At 64.8% G+C, this 21608-nt stretch carries 18 protein-coding genes; 13 read left to right on the top strand and 5 right to left on the bottom strand.

What is annotated here, in order from left to right; all coding sequences use genetic code 11:
* Positions 1 to 38 precede the first annotated feature (38 nt).
* Positions 39 to 1268: a hypothetical protein gene (locus tag MTX23_RS22860; protein WP_280972444.1), complete on the bottom strand. Its 1230-nt coding sequence runs from the start codon at positions 1266 to 1268 to the stop codon at positions 39 to 41.
* 66 nt (positions 1269 to 1334) lie between these two features.
* Between MTX23_RS22860 and MTX23_RS22855 the strand changes: the two genes are divergently transcribed.
* A complete protein-coding gene (locus MTX23_RS22855) occupies positions 1335 to 1595 on the top strand; it encodes a hypothetical protein (RefSeq protein ID WP_280972443.1) in 261 nt (86 codons plus the stop codon).
* 76 nt (positions 1596 to 1671) lie between these two features.
* Here MTX23_RS22855 and galE read toward each other — a convergent pair whose 3' ends face one another.
* Positions 1672 to 2676 (bottom strand): UDP-glucose 4-epimerase GalE, encoded by a 1005-nt coding sequence (galE, locus tag MTX23_RS22850; RefSeq protein WP_280972442.1) that lies wholly within the window; start codon positions 2674 to 2676, stop codon positions 1672 to 1674.
* A 439-nt stretch (positions 2677 to 3115) separates the two neighbouring features.
* Between galE and MTX23_RS22845 the strand changes: the two genes are divergently transcribed.
* Positions 3116 to 4528 (top strand): mannose-1-phosphate guanylyltransferase/mannose-6-phosphate isomerase, encoded by a 1413-nt coding sequence (locus tag MTX23_RS22845; RefSeq protein ID WP_280972441.1) that lies wholly within the window; start codon positions 3116 to 3118, stop codon positions 4526 to 4528.
* Positions 4529 to 4622: 94 nt separating this feature from the next.
* On the opposite strand, the gene MTX23_RS22840 is transcribed toward MTX23_RS22845, so the two are convergent.
* Complete coding sequence (locus MTX23_RS22840) at positions 4623 to 4961, bottom strand: VanZ family protein (protein ID WP_280972440.1); 339 nt, start codon at positions 4959 to 4961, stop codon at positions 4623 to 4625.
* Between the two features lie 127 nt (positions 4962 to 5088).
* Complete coding sequence (locus MTX23_RS22835; RefSeq protein WP_280972439.1) at positions 5089 to 5466, bottom strand: VanZ family protein; 378 nt, start codon at positions 5464 to 5466, stop codon at positions 5089 to 5091.
* 256 nt (positions 5467 to 5722) lie between these two features.
* On the opposite strand from MTX23_RS22835, the gene MTX23_RS22830 reads away from it, so the two are divergent.
* The 11 genes from MTX23_RS22830 to MTX23_RS22780 all read left to right on the top strand — a co-directional run bounded on the left by MTX23_RS22830 (position 5723) and on the right by MTX23_RS22780 (position 20810).
* Positions 5723 to 6394, top strand: a complete 672-nt coding sequence (locus tag MTX23_RS22830) for a response regulator transcription factor (protein ID WP_280972438.1) — start codon at positions 5723 to 5725, stop codon at positions 6392 to 6394.
* 88 nt (positions 6395 to 6482) lie between these two features.
* Positions 6483 to 7859: a sensor histidine kinase gene (locus MTX23_RS22825; RefSeq protein ID WP_280972437.1), complete on the top strand. Its 1377-nt coding sequence runs from the start codon at positions 6483 to 6485 to the stop codon at positions 7857 to 7859.
* A gap of 137 nt (positions 7860 to 7996) precedes the next feature.
* A complete protein-coding gene (locus tag MTX23_RS22820) occupies positions 7997 to 9394 on the top strand; it encodes a hypothetical protein (protein ID WP_280972436.1) in 1398 nt (465 codons plus the stop codon).
* 142 nt (positions 9395 to 9536) lie between these two features.
* Positions 9537 to 10643 carry a c-type cytochrome biogenesis protein CcmI gene (gene ccmI, locus MTX23_RS22815; RefSeq protein ID WP_280972435.1) on the top strand — a complete coding sequence of 369 codons (1107 nt, stop codon included), beginning with the start codon at positions 9537 to 9539 and terminating at the stop codon, positions 10641 to 10643.
* 59 nt (positions 10644 to 10702) lie between these two features.
* Positions 10703 to 11188, top strand: a complete 486-nt coding sequence (ccmE, locus tag MTX23_RS22810; protein ID WP_280972434.1) for a cytochrome c maturation protein CcmE — start codon at positions 10703 to 10705, stop codon at positions 11186 to 11188.
* Complete coding sequence (locus MTX23_RS22805) at positions 11185 to 13167, top strand: heme lyase CcmF/NrfE family subunit (protein WP_280972433.1); 1983 nt, start codon at positions 11185 to 11187, stop codon at positions 13165 to 13167. Before ccmE ends, MTX23_RS22805 begins: the two co-directional genes overlap by 4 nt.
* Positions 13167 to 13673, top strand: coding sequence for a cytochrome c-type biogenesis protein (locus MTX23_RS22800; RefSeq protein ID WP_280972432.1), 507 nt, complete (start codon positions 13167 to 13169; stop codon positions 13671 to 13673). Before MTX23_RS22805 ends, MTX23_RS22800 begins: the two co-directional genes overlap by 1 nt.
* Before the next feature lie 169 nt (positions 13674 to 13842).
* On the top strand, positions 13843 to 15417 hold the full coding sequence (locus MTX23_RS22795) for a Do family serine endopeptidase (RefSeq protein ID WP_280972431.1): 1575 nt from the start codon (positions 13843 to 13845) through the stop codon (positions 15415 to 15417).
* A 320-nt stretch (positions 15418 to 15737) separates the two neighbouring features.
* Positions 15738 to 16418 (top strand): response regulator transcription factor, encoded by a 681-nt coding sequence (locus MTX23_RS22790; RefSeq protein WP_066503271.1) that lies wholly within the window; start codon positions 15738 to 15740, stop codon positions 16416 to 16418.
* On the top strand, positions 16402 to 17850 hold the full coding sequence (locus tag MTX23_RS22785) for an ATP-binding protein (RefSeq protein ID WP_280972430.1): 1449 nt from the start codon (positions 16402 to 16404) through the stop codon (positions 17848 to 17850). Before MTX23_RS22790 ends, MTX23_RS22785 begins: the two co-directional genes overlap by 17 nt.
* On the top strand, positions 17847 to 20810 hold the full coding sequence (locus MTX23_RS22780; protein ID WP_280972429.1) for a bifunctional [glutamine synthetase] adenylyltransferase/[glutamine synthetase]-adenylyl-L-tyrosine phosphorylase: 2964 nt from the start codon (positions 17847 to 17849) through the stop codon (positions 20808 to 20810). The genes MTX23_RS22785 and MTX23_RS22780 overlap by 4 nt, the downstream gene beginning before the upstream one ends.
* A gap of 54 nt (positions 20811 to 20864) precedes the next feature.
* Here MTX23_RS22780 and MTX23_RS22775 read toward each other — a convergent pair whose 3' ends face one another.
* A complete protein-coding gene (locus tag MTX23_RS22775; RefSeq protein ID WP_280972428.1) occupies positions 20865 to 21125 on the bottom strand; it encodes a hypothetical protein in 261 nt (86 codons plus the stop codon).
* Between the last annotated feature and the right edge of the window lie 483 nt (positions 21126 to 21608).

The following is a 21608-nucleotide window of genomic DNA, read 5'->3' as shown; positions in this document are numbered from 1 at the left end:
ACACCCTGACAGTGTTGCGTGTCCCCTCCCAGAAAGGCTCAAGGTTTCTTGCAGTCGGAATAAAAGGTGCCGTTGGTCGCAATGATCCGCTCGATGCATTGCTTGGGATCGATGACTTCGCCATCGACGGTGAAATCATAGGCCTGGTTCTTCACGACCAGCGCGTAACGGCCTGGCGTCAGCTGTAGCGCGGGGTCTTCGCTGTGCAGCTCATACATTTCCGGATTGTCAGGTAGTGGTGATACGCGAAACGGGAAAGCGATGTTTCGCATCACCCAGCTGTCGCCATCCTCAGGTCGTTTGCCTGCAACCTCGGCGGAGAATTCCCGCGCGACCTTGGCGATCACACGAACTTCCGCGCGGTCGGCGATGTTGGTCGCGGCATCGCGGCGGAATACGATGAATTTGGGATGTCCGTTCGACAGCATCGTGTGGCTCGGCGTTCGCAGCGCGGCCGACACGGCGACACGGATGTCCGGAGGACGGCCAGGCAGTAGCTGCAGCTCGGTCAGGGAAGCGCGGTCGACCGCATAGACTCCGTAATCCGTCGGTCGCAACGGATTGGGCTTTGGGGGCGGGGCGGGAACTGCAGCCGTGATCGCCGCTATCGGCGCGCGCTGTTGGATGGTGGCAGCAGCCTGCTCCCGCGGGTGCGACCAGTGTTGCACCCAGAATGCTAGCCGCTCCCTTTGCTGGACGACGCCCGCGGCCCCGCCAACGATCAGCAGCACCGCAATGGTCCGCATGACGAGTGGCGAAAGTGGATGGGAGGACCTTCTACGCGCCGCCGGAGCCGGATCGATCGAGACGGCCGGTCGTCGTTGCCAAGCTGGCCGGTCGAGGTCGGCGGCAGGGAGGCCGCGCGCTGCGCCGGAACCGTCTTCGAGTCTCGGAACCTGCGGCGCTGCGAGAGCGATCTGCTGCCTGGAAAATTCCTCGACGCCGCGAATGGCTGCTTCGAGTGCCTGCTGCGTCTGCGTGATGTCCTTTTCATCCGCGGGAGTGAACTGCTCTCGCAGCTTGTAACGGGCGAGATCGTAGACCGCCTGGCGGAGGTGCTCGGGGCTATGCTCGACGGTGTCGATCATGCGGGCGATGACCAGCGCGAACTGAACCTCGTTGGAACTGTTATCCAACGGGCCATCATCGTTCGGCATCAAGTCGCGCGGACTCGCCGATTCCTGCCGGGTCGCATTCTGCATGGTTGCAGATTTAGCCAGCTTCGATCCCCGTTGCATGGGCTTTTCGCTTGAACCAAATCGCGGCATTTGGACTAGAATATGTGCCAACGATGGCGGCGCGTTGTCAGCGCGGCCTGGCTAGACGAGGGTCCCATGTTCCCCAGCTTGAAGTTCGGATGCACGACGCTCGCGCTGGTATGCCTGACGCTGAGTCTGGTTCCCAGTTCCGCATCGGCAATTACGGCCGAAGTCGCCCGAAAGTGCCATGCGCTGACCGCGGCAAAATTTCCGCCGCGTTTGCCCGGGAACCCGGCGGCGGGAAGCGCCAAAGGATCGGGGCGCGAGCAAATCGACTACTACAACAAATGCGTGGCGAATGGCGGCAAGCCGGACGACGGCGCCGCTCCCAAGTGACCGGTCAGACGTGGCCAATCAGGAAGCCGTTGCGCCCAAAGTTCGCAACCTGCATGCACTTGGCCGCAAAGCGACGTCAGGTGTATCCGTTCGGATTGGCGCTTTGCCATCGCCAGTGATCGGCACACATCGTTTCAAGTGATCGAGTTGCTTTCCAACCCAACAGCTTCGTGGCGTAGTCGGTTGCGGCGTAATAGGCGGCAAGATCGCCGGCGCGGCGCGGCTTGATGTCGTAGGGAATCGGCTTGCCGCTCGCTGCTTCGAACGCGCGGATCACCTCGATAACGCTGCTACCTGCGCCTGTGCCCAAATTGACGGCAAAGCATTTCGGACTGCTCAGCAACGCAAGTGCGGATACGTGGCCGTCGGCCAGATCCATCACATGGATATAATCCCGGATGCCGGTCCCGTCAGGCGTATCGTAATCTCCGCCCCAGACGTTAAGCCGTTCACGTCGTCCGATTGCGACCTGCGCCACGAACGGCACCAGATTGTTGGGAACGCCCTTTGGGTCCTCGCCGATCAAGCCGCTCTCATGGGCGCCGACCGGATTGAAGTAGCGCAGGATCGCCACCGCCCAGGTCGGATCGCTCGCATATTGATCGCGGAGCATGTCCTCGATCATGAGCTTGGTGCGTCCATAGGGATTGATTGCGTTGAGCGGATGGTCCTCGGTGTAGGGCAGGAATTTCGGCGTGCCGTAGACGGTCGCGGAGGAAGAGAACACGATTTTCTTCACGCCGGTTTTCTGCATGGCGCGGAGCAGCCGGTGCGAGCCGATGACGTTCTGGTCGTAATATTCGAGTGGTTGGGCCACCGAGTCCTGCACGGATTTCAGGCCGGCAAAATGCATCACCGCCGTGCACCCGTGTTGCGCGAGGACCTTCTCGATCGCGCCCTGGTCGCGGATATCGGCTTCGACCACCGTCAGCCGCTTGCCGCAGATCTGCTGGACGCGCTCCAGTGCCAAGGGGCTGCTGTTGGAGAAATTGTCCAGGACGACGACCTCTTCACCTGCCGAGAGCAGGGCAACACAAGCATGTGAGCCGATATAGCCGGCGCCTCCAGTTACCAGGATCATTCAGCGTCTCTGCGTTGTTGGATTGGATGTACAGATTGCATGTGCACTTGTAGCAGGTCGGTGTCAGATAGCCGTCGTCATCACAAAGGAAAGTTCTTTCTAAAGGTGTAACCAGAGGTAGAGGCCGGACATCCCTTTCGGCGCAGAGGATACAACGGCAATGAGAGGGGTGGAATGGGAAAGCAGCAGCTGCGCTGTCTTGCTCGCCTGAAAGGAGTGGAGCGGGAAGCGAACACCATAGACCAATCGCAAGAGACAGAAATATGACGTGCAAAATGTGGAGCGATGGTCCTTGTTCGGCCAACTTTCACATGGATGAAGTTGTCGTCGTCTTTTGCAGCAAGCTCGGATGCCTCAATCAGCAGAACACGGGTTGCTGCCGGGGGGCACCATTCTTGCTGAGCCATGGCGAGATCTTGTCAGGAGGTGAGGCATATCGATGGACCGACGAATTATCCCCCTGATCATGTGCGGTGGCGCGGGCACGCGCCTGTGGCCAGCCTCACGCGAGGTGCATCCGAAGCAGTTCCTGTCGCTGTTCGGGGCGCGCTCGACCTTCCAGGAGACGCTGCTGCGGGTCGCGGACCCGACCCTGTTCGAGCGGCCGATCGTGATCACCAACGAGGCCTATCGCTTCATGGTGCTGGAGCAGCTCGCCGAGATCGGCCGCGAGGCCGACGTGCTGCTCGAGCCGATGCGGCGCGATTCCGGCCCGGCGATCGCCGCCGGTGCGGCGTTTGCGCAAACCCGTGACAGTGATGCGGTCGTGCTGGCGCTCGCCGCCGATCATCTGGTGCGCGACACGTCAGCCTTCGTCGCGGCGTGCCGCGAGGGGCTGGCGGCGGCGGAGCAGGGCCGCATCGTGACCTTCGGCGTCAAGCCGGAACGGCCGGCGACCGAATACGGCTACATCAGCCCGGGCGAAGTGGTCGCCGGCGAGGTGCGCGCGGTCGCCAAATTCGTCGAGAAGCCGGATGCGGAAATTGCGGCCGGCTACATCGATGCCGGCTATCTCTGGAACAGCGGCAACTTCATGTTCCGCGCTGCGGTGCTGCTCGATGAGTATCGCAACGTCGACGCGGACAGCGTGACTTCCGTCGAGCAGTCGGTGGCCGAGGCCGCGCGCGATCTCGGCTTCGTCAAGCTCGACCCGCCGGCGTTCGGCGCGGCCAAGGCGATCTCGATCGACTATGCGGTGATGGAGAAGACCGCGCGTGCGGCGGTGGCGCCGGTGGCCTGCGGCTGGTCCGACATCGGCTCGTGGCGCCAGGTCTGGGAGCTCTCCGACAAGGACAGCCAGGGCAATGCGGCGCGGGGAATTGCGGTGTTCGAGGATTCCCGCAACTGCAGCGTCGCGACCGACCGCGCGCTGGTCGCGCTCGAAGGCGTCGACGATCTTGTCGTGGTGGCGACCCAGGATGCGGTGCTGGTGTCGCGGCAGAAGGACGCCAACGGGCTGAAGCGGCTGGTCGCGAAGCTGAAGGTGACGGCGCCCGAGGTGACGGAGAGCCACATCAAGGTGCATCGGCCCTGGGGCTCCTACCAGTCGATCGACAATGGCGACCGCCACCAGGTCAAGCGCATCATCGTCAGGCCGGGCGGGCGGCTCAGCCTGCAGAAGCACCACCACCGTTCCGAGCACTGGATCGTGGTGCGCGGCACCGCGCAGGTGACGGTCAACGAGCTGATCAAGACCGTGCACGAGAACGAATCGATCTACATCCCGATCGGCGCGGTGCACCGGCTGGAGAACCCCGGCAAGATCCAGCTCGAGCTGATCGAGGTGCAGACGGGGAGCTATCTCGGCGAGGACGACATCATCCGTATCGAGGACGACTATCAGCGCGCGTGAGATCGCTCGCGCTTTATTTGCCTGGAGTCGACGCGCCGTTCGTCATGATGCCACGACTGAGGACTCAAGCGGCAAGCTCAAGCCGTGAGGCGCATCATTTCCGGTGTTGGAGTGAAAGCCATCGAGAAGCAAGCACGCCGACAATCCCGCCGGTTGCCTTTTGAAGTGCATCCAATGCGGCTGGATCGCGGTCGCCGCAGTCTTGCAGCAATTCGAGCGAGATCGCGATACCTGCAACGATTGCGCACGTCAGGATCATCCGGCCGGGGAAAAGCCAGGACAGGAGAAAGCCAAGAACCAGGTAGGCGGCGAAGCGCTCGAAAATCACGACCCCGAGACTCTCGTGCCGGCCCAAGAGAACCGGGCGGCCGGAGTGGGATGTCAGGGTCGCGTAGCCGATCAACAGCAGGCAAGCGACGGTCACGGCGATCATGAAAATTTGACGCATCCTGCGATCGGCCAACTGAAACCGGGTTATGCGGTCCCAAGCGAGCTTGCCATATCAATAGAGGTAAGCAAGGATCGACCGCCGCGGCTTGGTCTTGCACCTTGTCGCATCGTTAACCGGCGGACTGTCCGCGCAACTTCCTGAAGCGATCGACCTGGTCCTGCAGAATCGTCAGCACGATACGGCCGGTGCCAATTCCGCCAAGCCCACCCACCGCCTTCACCAGCGCGTCGAGCACACGGCCGTGGCGATCGGGAGTCAGCAACTGCATCGCCTCCAGCATGAACGCGCTTCCGATAATGATCACGGTGATCGGCAGCATGCGCCGCGGATAGCCCAACATCAGCGCCAGGCCCAGCAGGGCGAAGGCCGCAAAATGCTCGAGCTGCGGATTGGCGATCGACGGCCGGTCATAGATCGGCGACAGCGTCACAAACGCAATGAAGGCGAGAGCCAGCCACCCCGCAATACGGGAGATTGTTTGGGTCATAATGGATATGGGGGTAGGCGCCGGTTTACCTCGCTGCAACCCGCAAGCCCGTGACCGGGCCGGATTTACCGGGCCATCCGCAATTATCGTTAATGCCAGGGGTGCTATCCGGCGTGCCCGGCCGTCTCAAATCTGCTATCAAAATCGGCAAATGACCAAAAAGTAACGTTCCACCTATTGACTCGTTCATAGCCCGTTCACCGCCGAAAGCCTCATTTGATGCCGGATATCGCAATGCTCACTCTCGGAGGTCAACGTGCGTCTGCTCGTCGTTGAAGATGACCCGGATCTGAACCGCCAGCTCACCACGGCGCTCACGGATGCCGGTTATGTGGTCGATCGAGCGTTCGACGGCGAGGAGGGGCATTTCCTCGGCGACAGCGAGCCCTATGACGCGGTCGTGCTGGATATCGGCCTGCCGAAGATGGACGGCATCTCGGTCCTGGAGGCCTGGCGGCGGAACAAGCGGGTGATGCCGGTGCTGATTCTCACCGCACGCGACCGCTGGAGCGACAAGGTCCAGGGGTTCGACGCCGGCGCCGACGACTATGTCGCAAAGCCGTTCCATCTCGAGGAGGTGCTGGCGCGGATCCGCGCGCTGCTGCGCCGCGCGACCGGGCATGCCCAGGTCGAACTGATCTGCGGGCCGGTCACGTTGAACACCCGCACCAAGCGGGTCACGGTCAACGGCAATCCGATCAAGCTGACCTCGCACGAGTACAACCTTCTCGATTACCTTATGCACCATACGGGACGGGTGGTGTCGCGCACCGAGCTGGTCGAGCACCTCTATGACCAGGACTTCGACCGCGACTCCAACACGATCGAGGTGTTCGTCGGCCGCATCCGCAAAAAGCTTGAGGTCGACATCATCCAGACCGTGCGGGGCCTGGGCTATATGCTGGCGTCGCCGCCGTCGGGCGCTTGATCGGCGCGCGGGCAGCGGCATGATTTGCGCCGAACACTGGATTCGTCATGTCGAAGCCCGCTGACACGACTTTCGAGACCGTGCCCTGATGCGCGGAAGCTCCCTTGCCACCCGCCTGTTCGTCTCGGCGACCGCCTGGGTGGTGGTGATCCTGGCGATCACCGGCGTCATCCTGTCGTCGGTCTATCGCGATGCGACCGAGCGCGCCTTCGATCGGCGGCTTAATCTCTATTTGCGCACGCTGATCGCCGAGGTGGCGACCCCCGACGAGCCGGCCGACCGCCAGTTCCAATCGCTCGGCGAGCCGCTGTTCGACCTGCCGCTGTCGGGCTGGTACTGGCAGATCACCCGGACCGACACCGAGAAGGGTGAGACCCGTGCCTCGCGCTCGCTGTGGGACAAGAAGCTGCCGAAGCTCGAGGAACACGGCGCGGAGCTGACCGCGGCAGGCGTCCGCCTCGGTTACGTCGACGGACCGGAAGGCCAGAGCCTGCGCATGGTGGAGCGGCCGGTCGATCTCGGCGCGGACGGCAAGTTCCTGGTCAGCGTGGCCGGCGACGCGACCGAAATCTTCGATGAGACGCGCAGCTTCGACTACTATCTCGGCGGCACGTTCGCCGCCCTTGGTATCGTGCTGCTGCTGACCACGATTTTCCAGGTCCGCTATGGCCTTGCGCCGCTCAAGCGCATTTCCGAGGCGATCGCCGCCATTCGCTCCGGCCGCGCCGAGCGGCTGGAGGGACAGTTTCCGGTCGAGATCGCGCCGCTCGCGCGCGAGACCAACGCGCTTATCGACGCCAACCGGGAGATCGTCGAGCGTTCGCGCACCCATGTCGGCAACCTCGCTCATGCGATCAAGACGCCGTTGTCGGTGATCGTGAACGAAGCAGGCGCCCATGCCGCCGATCCCTTCGCAAGCAAGGTGCTGGAGCAGGCCGATATCATGCGGGACCAGGTCGCGCATCATCTGGAGCGCGCGCGCCTCGCCGCCCGCATCACCATCGTCAGCACCATCACCGACGTGGCGCCGGCGATCGAGGCGCTGCGCCGGACCATGGAGAAGATCCACCGCGATCGCGCCATCACGATTCAGGCGAAGGCCGATCCGGCGGCGCGGTTTCGCGGTGAGCGGCAGGACCTGGAGGAAATGGTCGGCAATCTCGTCGACAACGCCTGCAAATGGGCGGCGTCTCAAGTGTTCATCGAGGTGATCGTCGAGCCGCCAAAGGAGCACGGCGCCGGACCCAAGCTGCGCATCGTGGTCGATGACGATGGACGAGGCCTCTCCGAAGCCGAGCGCGCCCAGGTGTCGCGGCGCGGCCAGCGGCTCGACGAGTCAAAACCGGGTTCAGGGCTCGGCCTCTCGATCGTGACCGATCTCGCAGGCCTCTATGGCGGCAATCTCACGCTCCGCAGCGCGCCGATCGGCGGCTTGCGCGCCGAACTCGTGCTGCCGGCGGTATAGGCGTGTGTAGCCGGCACGCTCCCCAGTCGTGGCGCCGTCACCATTCCTAAACGGGTTCTTAACGCGCGCGCTCTTATGATCGGAAGCGGACGCGCTTGCTGCGGTCCGCGGGGCACCAAGCATTCATCACCGGGCGTATGAGCCAGAAATCGATCGAGCGGCTGAGGGATTATCTTGCGCAGCTTCCGCCGCAATCGCAGGCGCTGCTGATGCGGGAGCTGGAGCGCGCGGTCGAACGCGGCGAGGACGTCGCGGTCGCCAACCTTGTGCTGGAGCAGCTTCGCAAGATCGTCCGCAGTGCCGAGGAAGACGAGGAGATGCGGCCGCGCACCGACGACCCGGCACGGCTCCTGTTCCGGCCGCTCGAGCCGTTCCTCGCCGAGACCAATTTCCCGACACGACCGGGCCAGATCCGGCGCGCCTCGTTGCTGCCGACCTGGCAATGGCTGGCCCGCGAGGGGGCTCCCGAAGCGGCCCGTGAGTTCGAGTCAACGCTTGCGGCGGCGCCGGAAGGTGGCCCCTTGGAGGCCGCGGCGCGCAAGTTCCAGCTCGCGGCCGCGGACGCCATCATCAAGATCGCGACGCCGGTGCCGGGGAATGACCAGCAGCGCGTGCTGGCCCGCGTGGGGCCGCCCGGCGTTGTCGAGGACCTGCTGCCGATTGGCCTGGTCTTGCAGGCGCGCGATGCCCTGGACACGGTGGGGAGCCGTCTGCCCAGCCAGATCCGGGTGTTTGCCGACGCCCAGATCGCCTCCGTCACGGAGGCGCTCAAGGTTCCGTCGTTGCAGACGCCACAACTGCTGCCGTTCGCGCTGTCCTTGATCGCGCAGCGGCTGGTCGCGCCATGGCAGATCATCCGGCTCGCCATCAAGATGGCTGGCTCCGACGACGAGCTGCGGGTGGCCGCCACGCCTTACGGCATCGCGGTCACCATCGCGCTGCATGACCTGTCGTTCGTCGCGGCCTGCCTGCGCACAGATATCAGGCGTGGTCATTTCGAGTATGTCGGCGAGCAGCTCAAGGCCCTGCACGACGGTGTGCGCGGCCTGCGCACCGAACTCGATCTGCGCACCGACTCCGCCTGGGGCCGCCAGCTGACGTCGGTCCGGGCCGACACCTCCAATGCGTTGCAATCGGAGATCGACAGCGTGCCGGGCCGGGTCCGCCGGATCCTCCGCCAGCGCGCCGACAAGGACATTGCCGCGGGGGCCAAGATCGATCTGTCCGAGGTCGAGGACGCCGCCGCCTTGATCGATTTCGTCGCGGTGTGCCGCACCTATGCCAGCGAGCTTGCCATCAACGAGGTGACGCTGCGCACCTTCTCCGACCTGCAGCATTATGTCGAGCAGTCGACCGAGGGGCTGGTGCAGTCGTTGCGCGGCGGCGATACGCGAGTCCGGGCCTTCCGGCAGCAGCAGGTCAAGGCGGCGATCCGCTTTTGCGAGGTGCTGTTCGGTCACGACTACGCCTCGTTGATGAGCCGGGCGGCGGAGAATGCCGTCACCGGCGAACGCAAATCCTCCCGCGCGAGCTAGCCAGGCCTCGCTCCCTGTCCGAAGGTGCGGGGTACGACCGCCTGTGATCCAGCAATTGTCAATTGCCGGGCTTGCGGCCGGTGGTGTAAAGCGGCTTGACGGTGACCCTCCGGACGTCGCCGTTCCACCCAGGAACCGCTTGATGACGCTGTGGTTTGTGTTCGCGCTGATGACGGTCGCCGCGATCTTTGCCGTGCTCTGGCCGCTCAGCCGTGGCCGGCTGGCGGACACCGGCGGCAGCGAGGTCGTGGTGTATCGCGACCAGCTCGCCGAAATCGACCGCGATATGGCATCCGGTAATATCGGCGCCGCCGAGGCGGAGGCCGCGCGGATCGAGATCAGCCGGCGGCTGCTCGCGGCCGCCGACCAGAGCGGGCGCGAGGGGCCGGTTAAGGCCAATCTGAAGCTGCGGCGCTTGGCCGCGACCCTGGCTCTGATTGGCTTGCCGGTCGTTGCGGCAGGCTTCTACCTCCCGTTGGGGTCGCCGCGCCTTGGCGACTTTCCGCTCTCGGAGCGCAGCCGGGTCGTCGATGCCAACCAGCCGCTGGCCGATCTGGTGGCGCAGGTCGAGGCCCACCTGGAGAAGAACCCGACCGATGGCCGCGGCTGGACGGTGCTGGCGCCGGTGCTGTCGCGCCTTGGCCGCTATGACGATGCGGTCCGCGCCTATCGCAATTCCATTACCTATGCCGGTGACAGCGCCGATCGCCGTGCAGACCTCGGCGAGGCGTTGATGGGAACGGCGGGCGGTGTCGTCACCGCGGACGCCAAGGCGGAGTTCGAGCGCGCGGTTGCGCAGAGCGCCGACAACGCCAAGGCCAACTACTTCCTCGGGATCGCGGCGGAGCAGGACGGCCGCAAGGCGGACGCCGCCGCGATCTGGAAGGGGATGTTGGCGAAGGCGCCGGCCGACGCGCCGTGGCGGCCGCTGGTGCAGGCCGCCTTGGTGAGGGTCGGCGGCGTCGCCGCGCCGGCACTGCCCGACGGTGCGACGGCTGCGGCCAAGGATATGACCGAAGGTGATCGCAACGCGATGATCCACGGCATGGTCGATCGGCTGGCGACGCGGCTGAAGCAGAACGGCGACGATGTCGAGGGCTGGCTGCGCCTGGTCCGAGCCTATCTCGTGATGGGCGAGCGTGACAAGGCGATGAGCGCGCTCGCCGATGCGCGGCAGGCGGTGGCCAAGGACGCGGATCGGTTGCGTCAGCTCAATGAAGGGCTGAAGAATCTCGGGCTGGATGGATAGCGCATGACGCCGAAGAGTGTGCAGCGGTTTTCGGAGCACGTCATGCGCAAGGATGGATCATGACCAGGAAGCAACGGCGTTTGACTCTGATCGGCTGCGCGCTCGCGGTGCTCGGGATCGCGGCGGGGCTGGTGCTGAATGCGCTGCGCGATTCCATCGTGTTCTTCTCGACGCCCTCGATGGTCGCCGAGAAGCATCTTGGTCCGGGTACACGCTTCCGGCTCGGCGGCCTGGTGCAGCCGGGCTCGGTCAAGCGCGGCGACAATCTCGCGGTGACCTTTACCGTCGCTGACGGCAGTGCGACCCTCCCGGTCGCCTACAAGGGCATCCTGCCCGACCTGTTCCGCGAAGGGCAGGGCGTCGTCGCCGAAGGAACGCTCGATAAGTCCGGCGTGTTTCGTGCTGATACCGTGCTTGCGAAGCACGACGAGAGATACATGCCGAAGGACGTCGCCGACGCCCTCAAGAAGCAGGGCCACTGGAAGGACGACTACGCTGCAAAGCCGAGCGCTTCGGCGGCGCCGACTCAGGGAGCCATGCGATGATCGCCGAAAGCGGACATTATGCCCTGGTCCTCGCGCTTGGGCTGGCGCTGATTCAGTCCGTCGTGCCGCTGCTCGGCGCGCGCTGGCGCGACGTCGCATTGATGAATGTCGCGCGCTCGACTGCGCTGGCCCAGCTCTTGTTCGTCGCGGCCTCGTTCATCGCGCTGGTGACGCTGCACGTCACCTCGGACTTCTCGGTCGTTAATGTCTACGAGAACTCGCATTCGCTGAAGCCGATGATCTACAAGATCACCGGCGTGTGGGGAAACCATGAAGGATCGATGCTGCTCTGGGTCTCGATCCTGGCGCTGTTCGGCGGCCTGGTCGCGGCCTTCGGCAACAATTTGCCGCTGTCGCTGCGCGCCCATGTGCTGGCGGTGCAGGCCTGGATCGCCAGCGCATTCTATCTCTTCATCCTGATCACCTCGAACCCGTTCCTGCGCATCGCCAATCCGCCGATCGAGGGACGCGATCTCAATCCGGTGCTGCAGGACATCGGCCTCGCGGTGCATCCGCCGATGCTCTATCTCGGCTATGTTGGCTTCTCGATCTCGTTCTCCTTTGCGGTGGCTGCGCTGCTCGAGGGCCGGATCGACGCCGCCTGGGCGCGCTGGGTGCGCCCGTGGACCCTGACCGCGTGGATTTTCCTGACGCTCGGCATCGCGATGGGTTCCTACTGGGCCTATTACGAGCTCGGCTGGGGCGGCTGGTGGTTCTGGGATCCGGTCGAGAACGCCTCGCTGATGCCGTGGCTTGCCGGCACCGCGCTGTTGCATTCGGCGCTGGTGATGGAGAAGCGCAACGCGTTGAAGGTCTGGACCATCCTGCTGTCGATCCTGACCTTCTCGCTGTCGCTGCTCGGCACCTTCCTGGTGCGCTCCGGTGTCCTCACATCGGTTCACGCATTCGCCACCGATCCGACGCGCGGCGTCTTCATTCTCCTGATCCTCTTCGTCTTCATCGGCGGCAGCTTTTCGCTTTATGCCTGGCGCGCACCGGCGCTGAAGCAGGGTGGGCTGTTCGCCCCGATCTCGCGCGAGGGCGCGCTGGTGCTCAACAATCTCCTGCTCACCACGGCGTGCGCGACCGTGTTCATCGGAACGCTGTACCCGCTGGCGCTCGAGGTGCTGACAGGCGAGAAGATCTCGGTCGGCGCGCCGTTCTTCAATTTCACCTTCGCGCCGCTCTTCGTGCCGCTGTTGCTCGCGGTGCCGTTCGGGCCGCTGCTTGCCTGGAAGCGCGGTGACCTGCTGGGAGCGGCACAGCGGCTGACGGCCGCCGGCATCGTCTCGCTTGTCGCGATCGCGCTGGTCTGGGCGTGGACCTATGGCGGCGCAACGCTGGCACCGCTCGCGATCGGACTTGCGGTGTTTGTGATATCAGGCGCGCTGTGCGATCTTGCCGAACGTATCGGGCTGTTCCGCATTCCGTTCTCGATCTCGCTGCGCCGCGCGCGTGGCTTGCCGCGCGCGACATGGGGCACCGTGTTCGCACATGCCGGCCTCGGCGTCGCGCTGATCGGCATCGTCTGCGAGACCACCTGGAACAGCGAATATATCGGTGCGATGAAGGCGAACGACGTCGCCACGGTGGCCGGCTATCAGTTGCGGCTCGATGGCCTGACGCCGCGCCAGGGGCCGAACTTCCGCGAGATGGTCGCCCGGTTCACTGTCAGCCGCGAAGGAGAGAAGGTCGCCTCGATGACGCCGTCGAAGCGCAACTTTACGACGCGTGGTGCATCGACGACGGAGGCGGCGCTGCTGACGCGCGGCGCGAGCCAGCTCTATATCTCGCTCGGTGACACCTCAGCCGACGGCACGATCGCGGTGCGCATCTATCATAAGCCGCTGGTGCTCTTGATCTGGTGGGGACCGGTGCTGATGGCGCTCGGCGGCATGCTGTCGTTGTCGGACCGCCGCTTGCGGGTCGGGGCGCCGAAGCCGGCCAAGGCGGCGCGTGCATTGCAGGCGGCCGAGTGATGCGGTCGCGCGCTCTCACTGCCGGCCTGCTTGCCGCCGCCTTGCTGTTGGGCGCGCTGCCGGCACATGCCGTGCTGCCCGACGAGGTCATGTCGGACCCTGCGAAGGAGGCGAGGGCGCGCGAGCTCTCCAAGGAGCTTCGCTGCATGGTCTGCCAGAACCAGTCGATCGACGATTCGGAGGCGCCGCTGGCGCGCGACCTCCGCCTTCTGGTGCGCGAGCGTATCGCGGCCGGCGACAGCAACCAGCAGGTGATCGATTTCCTGGTGGCGCGCTATGGCGAATTCGTGCTGCTGAAGCCGCGCTTCAACGAGCACACGCTGTTGCTCTGGCTGACCCCGCCGCTGGCGCTTCTGCTGGGTGGTTTGGCGCTCTGGCGCTTCGGCCGGCGGCGGGCAAATACGACCAAAGGCGGAGGCCTTTCTGACAAGGTCCTGACGGCTGACGAGCAGACGCGCCTGGAACAGCTGCTGGCCGCGGAATCGATGCCGGACAAACGAATTTAAGTTCCATTTAAGTCATTAATTTGTCTGTGTTATTCTGCCGCAGGCCGCTTTGTCTTAATTACAAAAGTTTAATTCCGCAGCCAGCGCACCGTAAGGCTGATGACCCCATGTTCAGAGGCATCAGGTGCCGGCCCCTGCACCACGATTCTGCCCCTGGAGATTTCAAGAAATGACCGACCGTCCCGACCTCTCATCTTTTCCGTCCTACAAGCAGCCGAAGCGCTCGCTGTTGTCTGCTCGCAAGTTCGCGCTGATGGCGTCGGTCGTCGCCGGTCTCGGCGCGGCCGTTTATGGCTTCAGCCCCTCGCATGATGCCTCGCTGTTCACGACCCCGGCGCATGCGCAGGTCAACAACGAGGTCCGCAAGGTTCAGCAACCGGTGGGCTTCGCCGACATCGTCGAGCGCGTGAAGCCGTCGGTGATCTCGGTGAAGGTCAACATCCGGGAGAAGCTCTCCAAGGACGACGGCAATGACGACTCGCCGTTCCAGCCGGGTTCGCCGATGGAGCGCTTCTTCCGTCGCTTCGGCGGTCCGGATGGCTTCCCCCCGGGCCTGCGTGGACCGCGTGGCGGTGGCGTCGTGACCGGCCAGGGCTCCGGCTTCTTCATCTCGGCTGACGGCTACGCCGTGACCAACAACCACGTCGTTGATGGCGCCGACAAGGTCGAAGTCACGACCGACGACGGCAAGACCTATTCCGCCAAGGTGATCGGCACCGATCCGCGCACCGACCTCGCGCTGATCAAGGTCGAGGGTGGTTCCAACTTCCAGTTCGCAAAGCTCTCCGACGGCAAGCCGCGGATCGGCGACTGGGTGCTGGCGGTCGGCAATCCCTTCGGTCTCGGCGGCACCGTGACTGCAGGTATCGTGTCCGCCTCCGGCCGCGACATCGGCAACGGTCCGTATGACGACTTCATCCAGATCGACGCGCCCGTGAACAAGGGCAACTCCGGTGGTCCGGCGTTCGACATGTCGGGCGAGGTGATGGGCGTCAACACCGCGATCTACTCGCCGTCCGGCGGCAGCGTCGGCATCGCGTTCTCGATCCCGGCAGCGACCGTGAAGAGCGTGGTCGCCCAGCTGAAGGACAAGGGCTCGGTCAGCCGCGGCTGGATCGGCGTCCAGATCCAGCCGGTGACCTCCGACATCGCCGACAGCCTCGGCATGAAGAAGGCGGAAGGCGCGCTGGTTGCCGAACCGCAGGCCAACGGCCCCGCGGCCAAGGCCGGCATCGAGTCCGGTGACGTGATCACGGCCGTCAACGGCGAGCCGGTGAAGGATGCGCGCGAGCTCGCCCGCACCATCGGCGGCCTGCCTCCCGGCAATTCGGTGAAGCTGAACGTGCTGCACAAGGGCCAGGACAAGGTCGTCAACATCACGCTCGGCCAGTTGCCGAACAACCTTGAGGCCAAAGCCAACAACGACAACAATGATCGCGGCAACTCCAACCGCGGTACCGATGTGCCGAAGCTCGGCCTGACCGTTGCGCCCGCCAACAGCGTGGCTGGCGCCGGCAAGGACGGTGTGGTCGTGACCGAAGTCGATCCGAAGAGTGCTGCCGCTGAGCGGGGCTTCAAGGAAGGCGACGTGATCCTCGAGGTCGCCGGCAAGACCGTCGGCACCGCCGGCGAGGTGCGCGATGCGATCGCTGCAGCGCGCAACGACAACAAGAACAGTGTTCTCATGCGCGTGAAGAGCGGCGGTTCGTCGCGCTTCGTGGCTGTGCCGCTGGCCAAGGGCTAACTATATGAGTTGGGAGGCGTCGCCGGCATCAGTCGCCCCCGCCGACGGCGCTTTCCGGGGGGCGGGCACCTCGCTCGCTCCCTTCGGTGCCTTTCGATGGAATATGCCCCCCTCCGTCGGAAGGGCTCAGGGCGGTGAAGTCCCCCAGCTTCACCGCCCACTTTTTTCACCCCCGCACGATCCGGAAAATTGGCAACCGGTTTTCCGGTCCGATCCTGTGACGGCAACATTTCGAGAATATGCGCGGTCGTCTTGCATGTGCAGGCCGGCCGCGCCATGGTGAGAGAAGGCCAATTCCCGTGACCGCAACCGCTCCGCAAATGCGCATTCTGATCATCGAAGATGACCGCGAGTCCGCCGACTATCTGGTCAAGGCATTCCGGGAAGTCGGCTATGTCGCCGATCTCGCGTCCGACGGCGAGGAAGGGCTGTCGATGGCCGAAACCGGCGATTACGACGTGCTGGTTGTGGACCGGATGCTGCCGAAGCGTGACGGCCTGTCGCTGATCGGGAGCCTGCGCGACAAGGGCAACCGCACCCCGGTCCTGATCCTCTCCGCGCTCGGCCAGGTCGACGACCGCATCAAGGGTTTGCGCGCCGGCGGTGACGACTATCTGCCGAAACCCTATTCCTTCGCCGAGCTGCTTGCGCGCGTCGAGGTGCTGTCGCGGCGCAATGTCGGCCCGGCCGAGGAGACCACCTATCGGGTCGGCGACCTCGAGCTTGATCGCCTCTCGCATCGCGTCGCCCGCGGCAAGGATGAGCTGACGCTGCAGCCGCGCGAGTTCCGCCTGCTCGAATATCTGATGAAGCATGCGGGGCAGGTGGTGACGCGCACCATGCTTCTGGAGAACGTCTGGGATTATCATTTCGATCCGCAGACCAATGTCATCGACGTGCACATTTCGCGGCTGCGCTCCAAGATCGACAAGGGCTTCGAGCGGCCGCTGCTGCACACGATCCGCGGCGCGGGGTACATGATCCGTGACGGCATTCGGTAAACTGATCCGAACCACGGCGTTTCGGCTGACGCTGGTCTATCTGTTTCTGTTTGCGCTGTTTGCTGCCTCGCTGCTGGCCTATTTCGCCTGGAACACGCGGCGTCTGATCACCGAGCAGATCACCACGACGGTGAATGCCGAGATCGGAGAGATCACCGACATCTACAACCGTCGCGGCTTGCGCGGCCTGCTGTTCACGATGGGCAACCGCGCGCTGCGGCCCGGCGCCAACCTCTATCTCGTGACGGCGCCAAACGGGCAGGCGCTGGCCGGCAATGTCGGCTCGCTGGCGCCGGGCGTGATGGGCACGCAGGGCTGGTCGGAAACGGCCTATCGGCGACTCGACGACAATACCGATCACCGAGCACTGGTGCGCGTCACCGAGATGACCAACGGTTTCCGCCTCCTGGTCGGACGTGATCTCGATGAGCGACGTCGGCTGTTCGGGATCGTCGCCAAGGCCGCGCAGTGGTCGATCCTCGTCGTCGTCGTGCTCGGCATCGGCGGCGGCATTTTCGTCGCGCGCCGTGTGCTGCACCGGATCGACGCCATGACCGGCACCACGAAGACCATCATGGCCGGCGATCTCTCCGGTCGGCTTCCGGTCGGCCGCAGCGGTGACGAGCTCGATCGCCTGGCGGAAAATCTCAATGCCATGCTGGAGCGCATCGAGGCGCTGATGATGGGCCTCAAGGAGGTCTCCGATAACATCGCTCACGACCTCAAGACGCCGCTGACACGGCTGCGCAATCGCGCCGAGGAGGCGCTGGCGAGATCCGGTTGCGAGGCCGACTATCGCGCGGCGCTGGAGCGGACGATCGAGGAGTCCGACGGCCTGATCCGCACCTTCAATGCCTTATTGATGATCGCACGCGCCGAATCCGGCCAGGCGCGCGGCGACATGGACGATTTCGACGGCGCCGACGTCGCCAACGGGATCCACGAGCTGTACGAGCCGCTGGCTGAGGACGACGGCATGACGCTGCGGGTGAAGACGACGCCCGCGCCGATTCACGGCAACCGCGAATTGATCAGCCAGGCGCTCGCCAACCTGGTCGAGAACGCGATCAAATATGGCAAGCCGGAAACGGCCGCAGAGCCGCCAAGCGCGGCGGCAAAGGAAATCCTGATCGAGGCGCGCCGCGATGGCAACCAGGTGCTGCTCAGCGTCACCGACCACGGTCCCGGCATTCCCGAGGGCGACCGCAAGCATGCGGTGGAACGTTTCGTCCGGCTCGAAGCGAGCCGCACCTTACCCGGTTCCGGTCTCGGCCTCAGCCTTGCCGCGGCCGTCGCCACGCTGCATGGCGGCGAGCTTCGCCTCGGCGATTCGCACCCGGGCCTGGTCGCGACCCTGGTCCTGCCCGCGCGGGCGGCCGGCAGTGACAGGCTTGCGGCTCAAACGCAGGATGTGCCACAGAAGGCGGCATGAATGCCGCCGCGCCGGGAAACGCGGATCGACAGGGGCTGGCCGCGCGATTTGCGGACGGGCCGCGTGTCGCCGCGCCCCAATCCGCTGAACAGCGTCTGACCGACTGGTTCGCCGAACTCGAGCCGGCGCAAGCGGACGCGCTCAATGCGTTGCTGGGACATCCCTTCGCAAGGGACATCCTGCGTGGCATCGCCGAGTTCTCGCCATACCTGTTCGAACTCGCGCGCGCCGACGCCGCGCGGCTGATCCGGATCCTGTCATGCGACCCGGAGTCGCATCTTGCCGCACTGATCGAGAGAACCTCGCACGAGGTGTTCGCCGCCGGCAGCGAGGCGGACGTGATGCAACTGCTCCGCCGCATGAAGGCGGAGGCCGCGCTCATGATCGCGCTGTGCGACATCGGCGGTGTCTGGCCGGTGATGCGGGTCACGGCGGCATTGACCGACGTCGCCGTCGCCTCGGTGCAATCGGCGCTGCGCTACCTGCTCCGGCAGGAAGTCGCCCGTGGCCGGATGACTGCGGTCGACCCCGAACATCCGGAGGTGGGCTCGGGCCTGATCGTGCTCGCGATGGGCAAGATGGGCGCCGGCGAATTGAACTATTCCAGCGACATCGACCTGATCGTGTTCTTCGATCGCTCGGCCACTTCGCTGGCCGAGGACATCGAGCCGCAGCCGTTCTTCGTGCGCGTCACCCAGGCGATGGCGCGGATGCTGCAACAGCGCTCGGGCGAGGGGTACGTCTTCCGGGTCGATCTCAGGCTGCGCCCGGACCCGGCCTCGACGCAGGTCGCGATCTCCACCGACGCCGCGCTGCATTATTACGAGCGCGAGGGCCGCACCTGGGAACGCGCCGCGATGATCAAGGCGCGGCCTTGCGCCGGCGATCCCAGGGCCGGTGATGCTTTGCTTGCCGAACTCGCGCCGTTCGTCTGGCGCAAGCACCTGGACTTCGCAGCACTCGCCGATGTCCACGACATGAAGCGGCAGATGCAGACCTATCGCGGCCAGAGCGAGATCTCGGTCGAGGGCCACAACGTCAAGGTCGGCCGCGGCGGCATCCGCGAGATCGAGTTCTTCGCCCAGACACAGCAACTGATCGCCGGCGGGCGGCATCCGGAACTGCGCGTACGACCGACGCTGGAGGCGCTGAATGTTCTCGCCAACAGCAACTGGATTACCTACGAGGCGCGCGACGAACTGACCACGGCCTATGAGTTCCTGCGCCGGGTCGAGCACCGGCTGCAGATGATCGCCGATGAGCAGACCCATTCGCTGCCCGAACAGGCCGAAGCGGTCGAGCGCTTTGCGCATTTCTTCGGTTACGAGAACCGCGAGGCCTTCGCGAAAGACCTGCTCGGCCATCTCAAGATCGTCCAGAGCCATTACGGCAAGCTGTTCGAGGGCGACGATCCGACCGGCACCGCAAATCTGCCGCAGATCGACTACGGGGCAGGGCCGGAGGACGCCCGCCTGATCGAGCATCTCGCCAATCTGGGCTTCAAGAAGCCGGTTGCGGTCGCCGGGACCGTGCAGCAGTGGATGACGGGCGACTACCGCGCGCTGCGCGTCGAGGCGACGCGTGCGGCGTTCCTCGAATTCATTCCCGGGCTGATCGACGGCCTCGCGCATGCCGAAGACCCGGACGACGCGGTGGCGGCGTTCGACCGCTTCCTGGGCGCGTTGCAGCGCGGCGGGCGGCTGATCTCGCTGCTCAGCCAGAACCGCGACCTTGTCGCGCTGGTGGCGCTGATCCTCGGCGCGGCGCCGCGGCTCGGCGATATGCTGGCGCGGCAGCCGCAGATCATGGACGGCCTGATCGACCCCCGCTTCTTCGGCGCGATGCCGGACAAGAAGGAGTTGTCGGGGCGGCTCGCCACCACATTACAGGATGCGTCATCCTATGAGGACTTCCTCGACCGCCTGCGCCAGTTCGGCCAGGAGAGCCTGTTCCTGATCGGCACGCGGATCTTGTCAGGCACGGTGTCGGCGCAGCATGCCAGCGTCGCTTTTGCCGACGTCGCCGAGGGTATCGTGCACACCGTGCATGGTCTGGTCACCGGCCAGTTCGCCGCGCAATATGGCCGCATCAAGGGTCAGGAGACCGCGATCATCGCGATGGGGCGGCTCGGCAGCCGCGAGATGACGGCGTCCTCCGACCTCGACCTGATCCTGCTCTACGACTACGACCAACAGGCGCCGGATTCCGACGGCGAGCGCTCATTGCATGGTGCGCAGTATTTTGCCCGCTTTACCCAGCGCCTGATCAGTGCGTTCACCACACGCACCAATTACGGCGTGCTCTATGAGGTCGACATGCGGCTGCGCCCGTCCGGGCGCGCCGGCCCCGTCGCCTCGCGGATCGATGCGTTCGCGGACTACCAGGAGCGCGAGGCCTGGACCTGGGAGCATATGGCGCTGACGCGCGCCCGGGTGATTTCGGCTGCGCCGCACTTCCGCGAGCGGATCGAGGCGATCATTCGCGGCGTGCTGACGCGGCCGCGGGACGCGGCGATCGCGGCCGCCGATGTCGCCGACATGCGGCGCGCGATCGCGCTGGAGAAAGGCGAGGACGACGTCTGGGACCTTAAGCTCGCCGCGGGCGGGCTGGTCGACATCGACTTCATCGCGCAGTATCTGCAGCTAGCGCATGCGGCGGCAAAGCCCGAGATCCTCAGCGTCTCGACCATGCAGGTGCTCGACAATGCTGGAAGGCTTGGGCTGCTCGGGCACTCCGAAGCCGAGATCCTGCGCTCGGCGGCGCGGCTGTATCACGATCTGACGCAAATCCTGCGGCTCTGCGTGATCGGCAAGTTCAACCCGGAGACCGCCGGTGAAGACCTGCTGCGCGTAATGGCACGCGCCGGCGATACGCCGGACTTCTCCGCACTGGAAGCGCGTTTGCGCGAGACGCAGGCCGAAGTGCGTCGTGTCTTCAATGCGATCGTGGGGGGCGTTTAGACCACGTTCGAATGCGTACTCGCCGTCGAGCGCTACGATCTTGCCGGCGACCAGCTAAATGAAATCTTCCGACGGCGCTCGCCGCGGCTCGAAGTTTTCGATGAAGATGCGGACGGTGGCGCCGATCAGGAAACACCCTTGCATCGCGACGACGCTGGAAATGAAGGCAATAATCCCCCTCGTCAAACCGTGCATGTGTCCGACGAGATAGGCTGCCGGGATAACGAGCAGCATCGCAGGGAGGCAGACATAAACCTTGAAGTAGCGTCCCAGCAGCAATCCGCAGATGCCACTTGCCAGAACGATCCCCAACATAACGCCTCCTTTGTCGTCCTTATGGACGCAACAACGCCCTCAGCCAGCCTTGACCTGGAGCGGCCGCCGCCGTCAGGATACCGGAGCAAATGCCAACATCCTGCCAAAGTCTTCAATCCCGGTAAAGTACGGCCTCGCTCAGCCGCTTCGAGCCGTCCCTGAGGCGGAGCGGTCCTGGCCACCTTCAAAGGGCCAGAACTGGCCTTAACGCCAATGGCAATCGTTGCATTTTTGTCACCGTCGCCGCCAAAGAGGCCGCCCAGCTATACCGCGCCTTCCTCTCCGATGATCGACCAACGACTCCGCGTGCACGATGTTCCTGGCTAACGTCCGAAACGACCGCCCAGCCGAAGTGCGTTCAATATCCGGCTGGACACCGCCGCGCTGCTGTCCGCTCAACTCTGAGACGAGCTCAAAGAGCACCAATATCGACGCGATGGCCGCGTGTGGATGGCTTATCGAGCGCGCTTGCGCGCGCTCGAT

The organism is Bradyrhizobium sp. ISRA436 (assembly GCF_029910015.1).
Lineage (GTDB): Bacteria > Pseudomonadota > Alphaproteobacteria > Rhizobiales > Xanthobacteraceae > Bradyrhizobium.
This window is presented reverse-complemented; position numbering and strand designations above follow the sequence as displayed.

Excerpts from the sequence above, each read along its gene's own strand:
- MTX23_RS22860 (WP_280972444.1), bottom strand. The coding sequence starts at position 1,268 with ATGCCGCGATTTGGTTCAAGCGAAAAGCCCATGCAACGGGGATCGAAG.
- MTX23_RS22855 (WP_280972443.1), top strand. The coding sequence starts at position 1,335 with ATGTTCCCCAGCTTGAAGTTCGGATGCACGACGCTCGCGCTGGTATGC.
- galE (WP_280972442.1), bottom strand. The coding sequence starts at position 2,676 with ATGATCCTGGTAACTGGAGGCGCCGGCTATATCGGCTCACATGCTTGT.
- MTX23_RS22845 (WP_280972441.1), top strand. The coding sequence starts at position 3,116 with ATGGACCGACGAATTATCCCCCTGATCATGTGCGGTGGCGCGGGCACG.
- MTX23_RS22840 (WP_280972440.1), bottom strand. The coding sequence starts at position 4,961 with ATGATCGCCGTGACCGTCGCTTGCCTGCTGTTGATCGGCTACGCGACC.
- MTX23_RS22835 (WP_280972439.1), bottom strand. The coding sequence starts at position 5,466 with ATGACCCAAACAATCTCCCGTATTGCGGGGTGGCTGGCTCTCGCCTTC.
- MTX23_RS22825 (WP_280972437.1), top strand. The coding sequence starts at position 6,483 with ATGCGCGGAAGCTCCCTTGCCACCCGCCTGTTCGTCTCGGCGACCGCC.
- MTX23_RS22820 (WP_280972436.1), top strand. The coding sequence starts at position 7,997 with ATGAGCCAGAAATCGATCGAGCGGCTGAGGGATTATCTTGCGCAGCTT.
- ccmI (WP_280972435.1), top strand. The coding sequence starts at position 9,537 with ATGACGCTGTGGTTTGTGTTCGCGCTGATGACGGTCGCCGCGATCTTT.
- ccmE (WP_280972434.1), top strand. The coding sequence starts at position 10,703 with ATGACCAGGAAGCAACGGCGTTTGACTCTGATCGGCTGCGCGCTCGCG.
- MTX23_RS22805 (WP_280972433.1), top strand. The coding sequence starts at position 11,185 with ATGATCGCCGAAAGCGGACATTATGCCCTGGTCCTCGCGCTTGGGCTG.
- MTX23_RS22800 (WP_280972432.1), top strand. The coding sequence starts at position 13,167 with ATGCGGTCGCGCGCTCTCACTGCCGGCCTGCTTGCCGCCGCCTTGCTG.
- MTX23_RS22795 (WP_280972431.1), top strand. The coding sequence starts at position 13,843 with ATGACCGACCGTCCCGACCTCTCATCTTTTCCGTCCTACAAGCAGCCG.
- MTX23_RS22790 (WP_066503271.1), top strand. The coding sequence starts at position 15,738 with ATGCGCATTCTGATCATCGAAGATGACCGCGAGTCCGCCGACTATCTG.
- MTX23_RS22780 (WP_280972429.1), top strand. The coding sequence starts at position 17,847 with ATGAATGCCGCCGCGCCGGGAAACGCGGATCGACAGGGGCTGGCCGCG.
- MTX23_RS22775 (WP_280972428.1), bottom strand. The coding sequence starts at position 21,125 with ATGTTGGGGATCGTTCTGGCAAGTGGCATCTGCGGATTGCTGCTGGGA.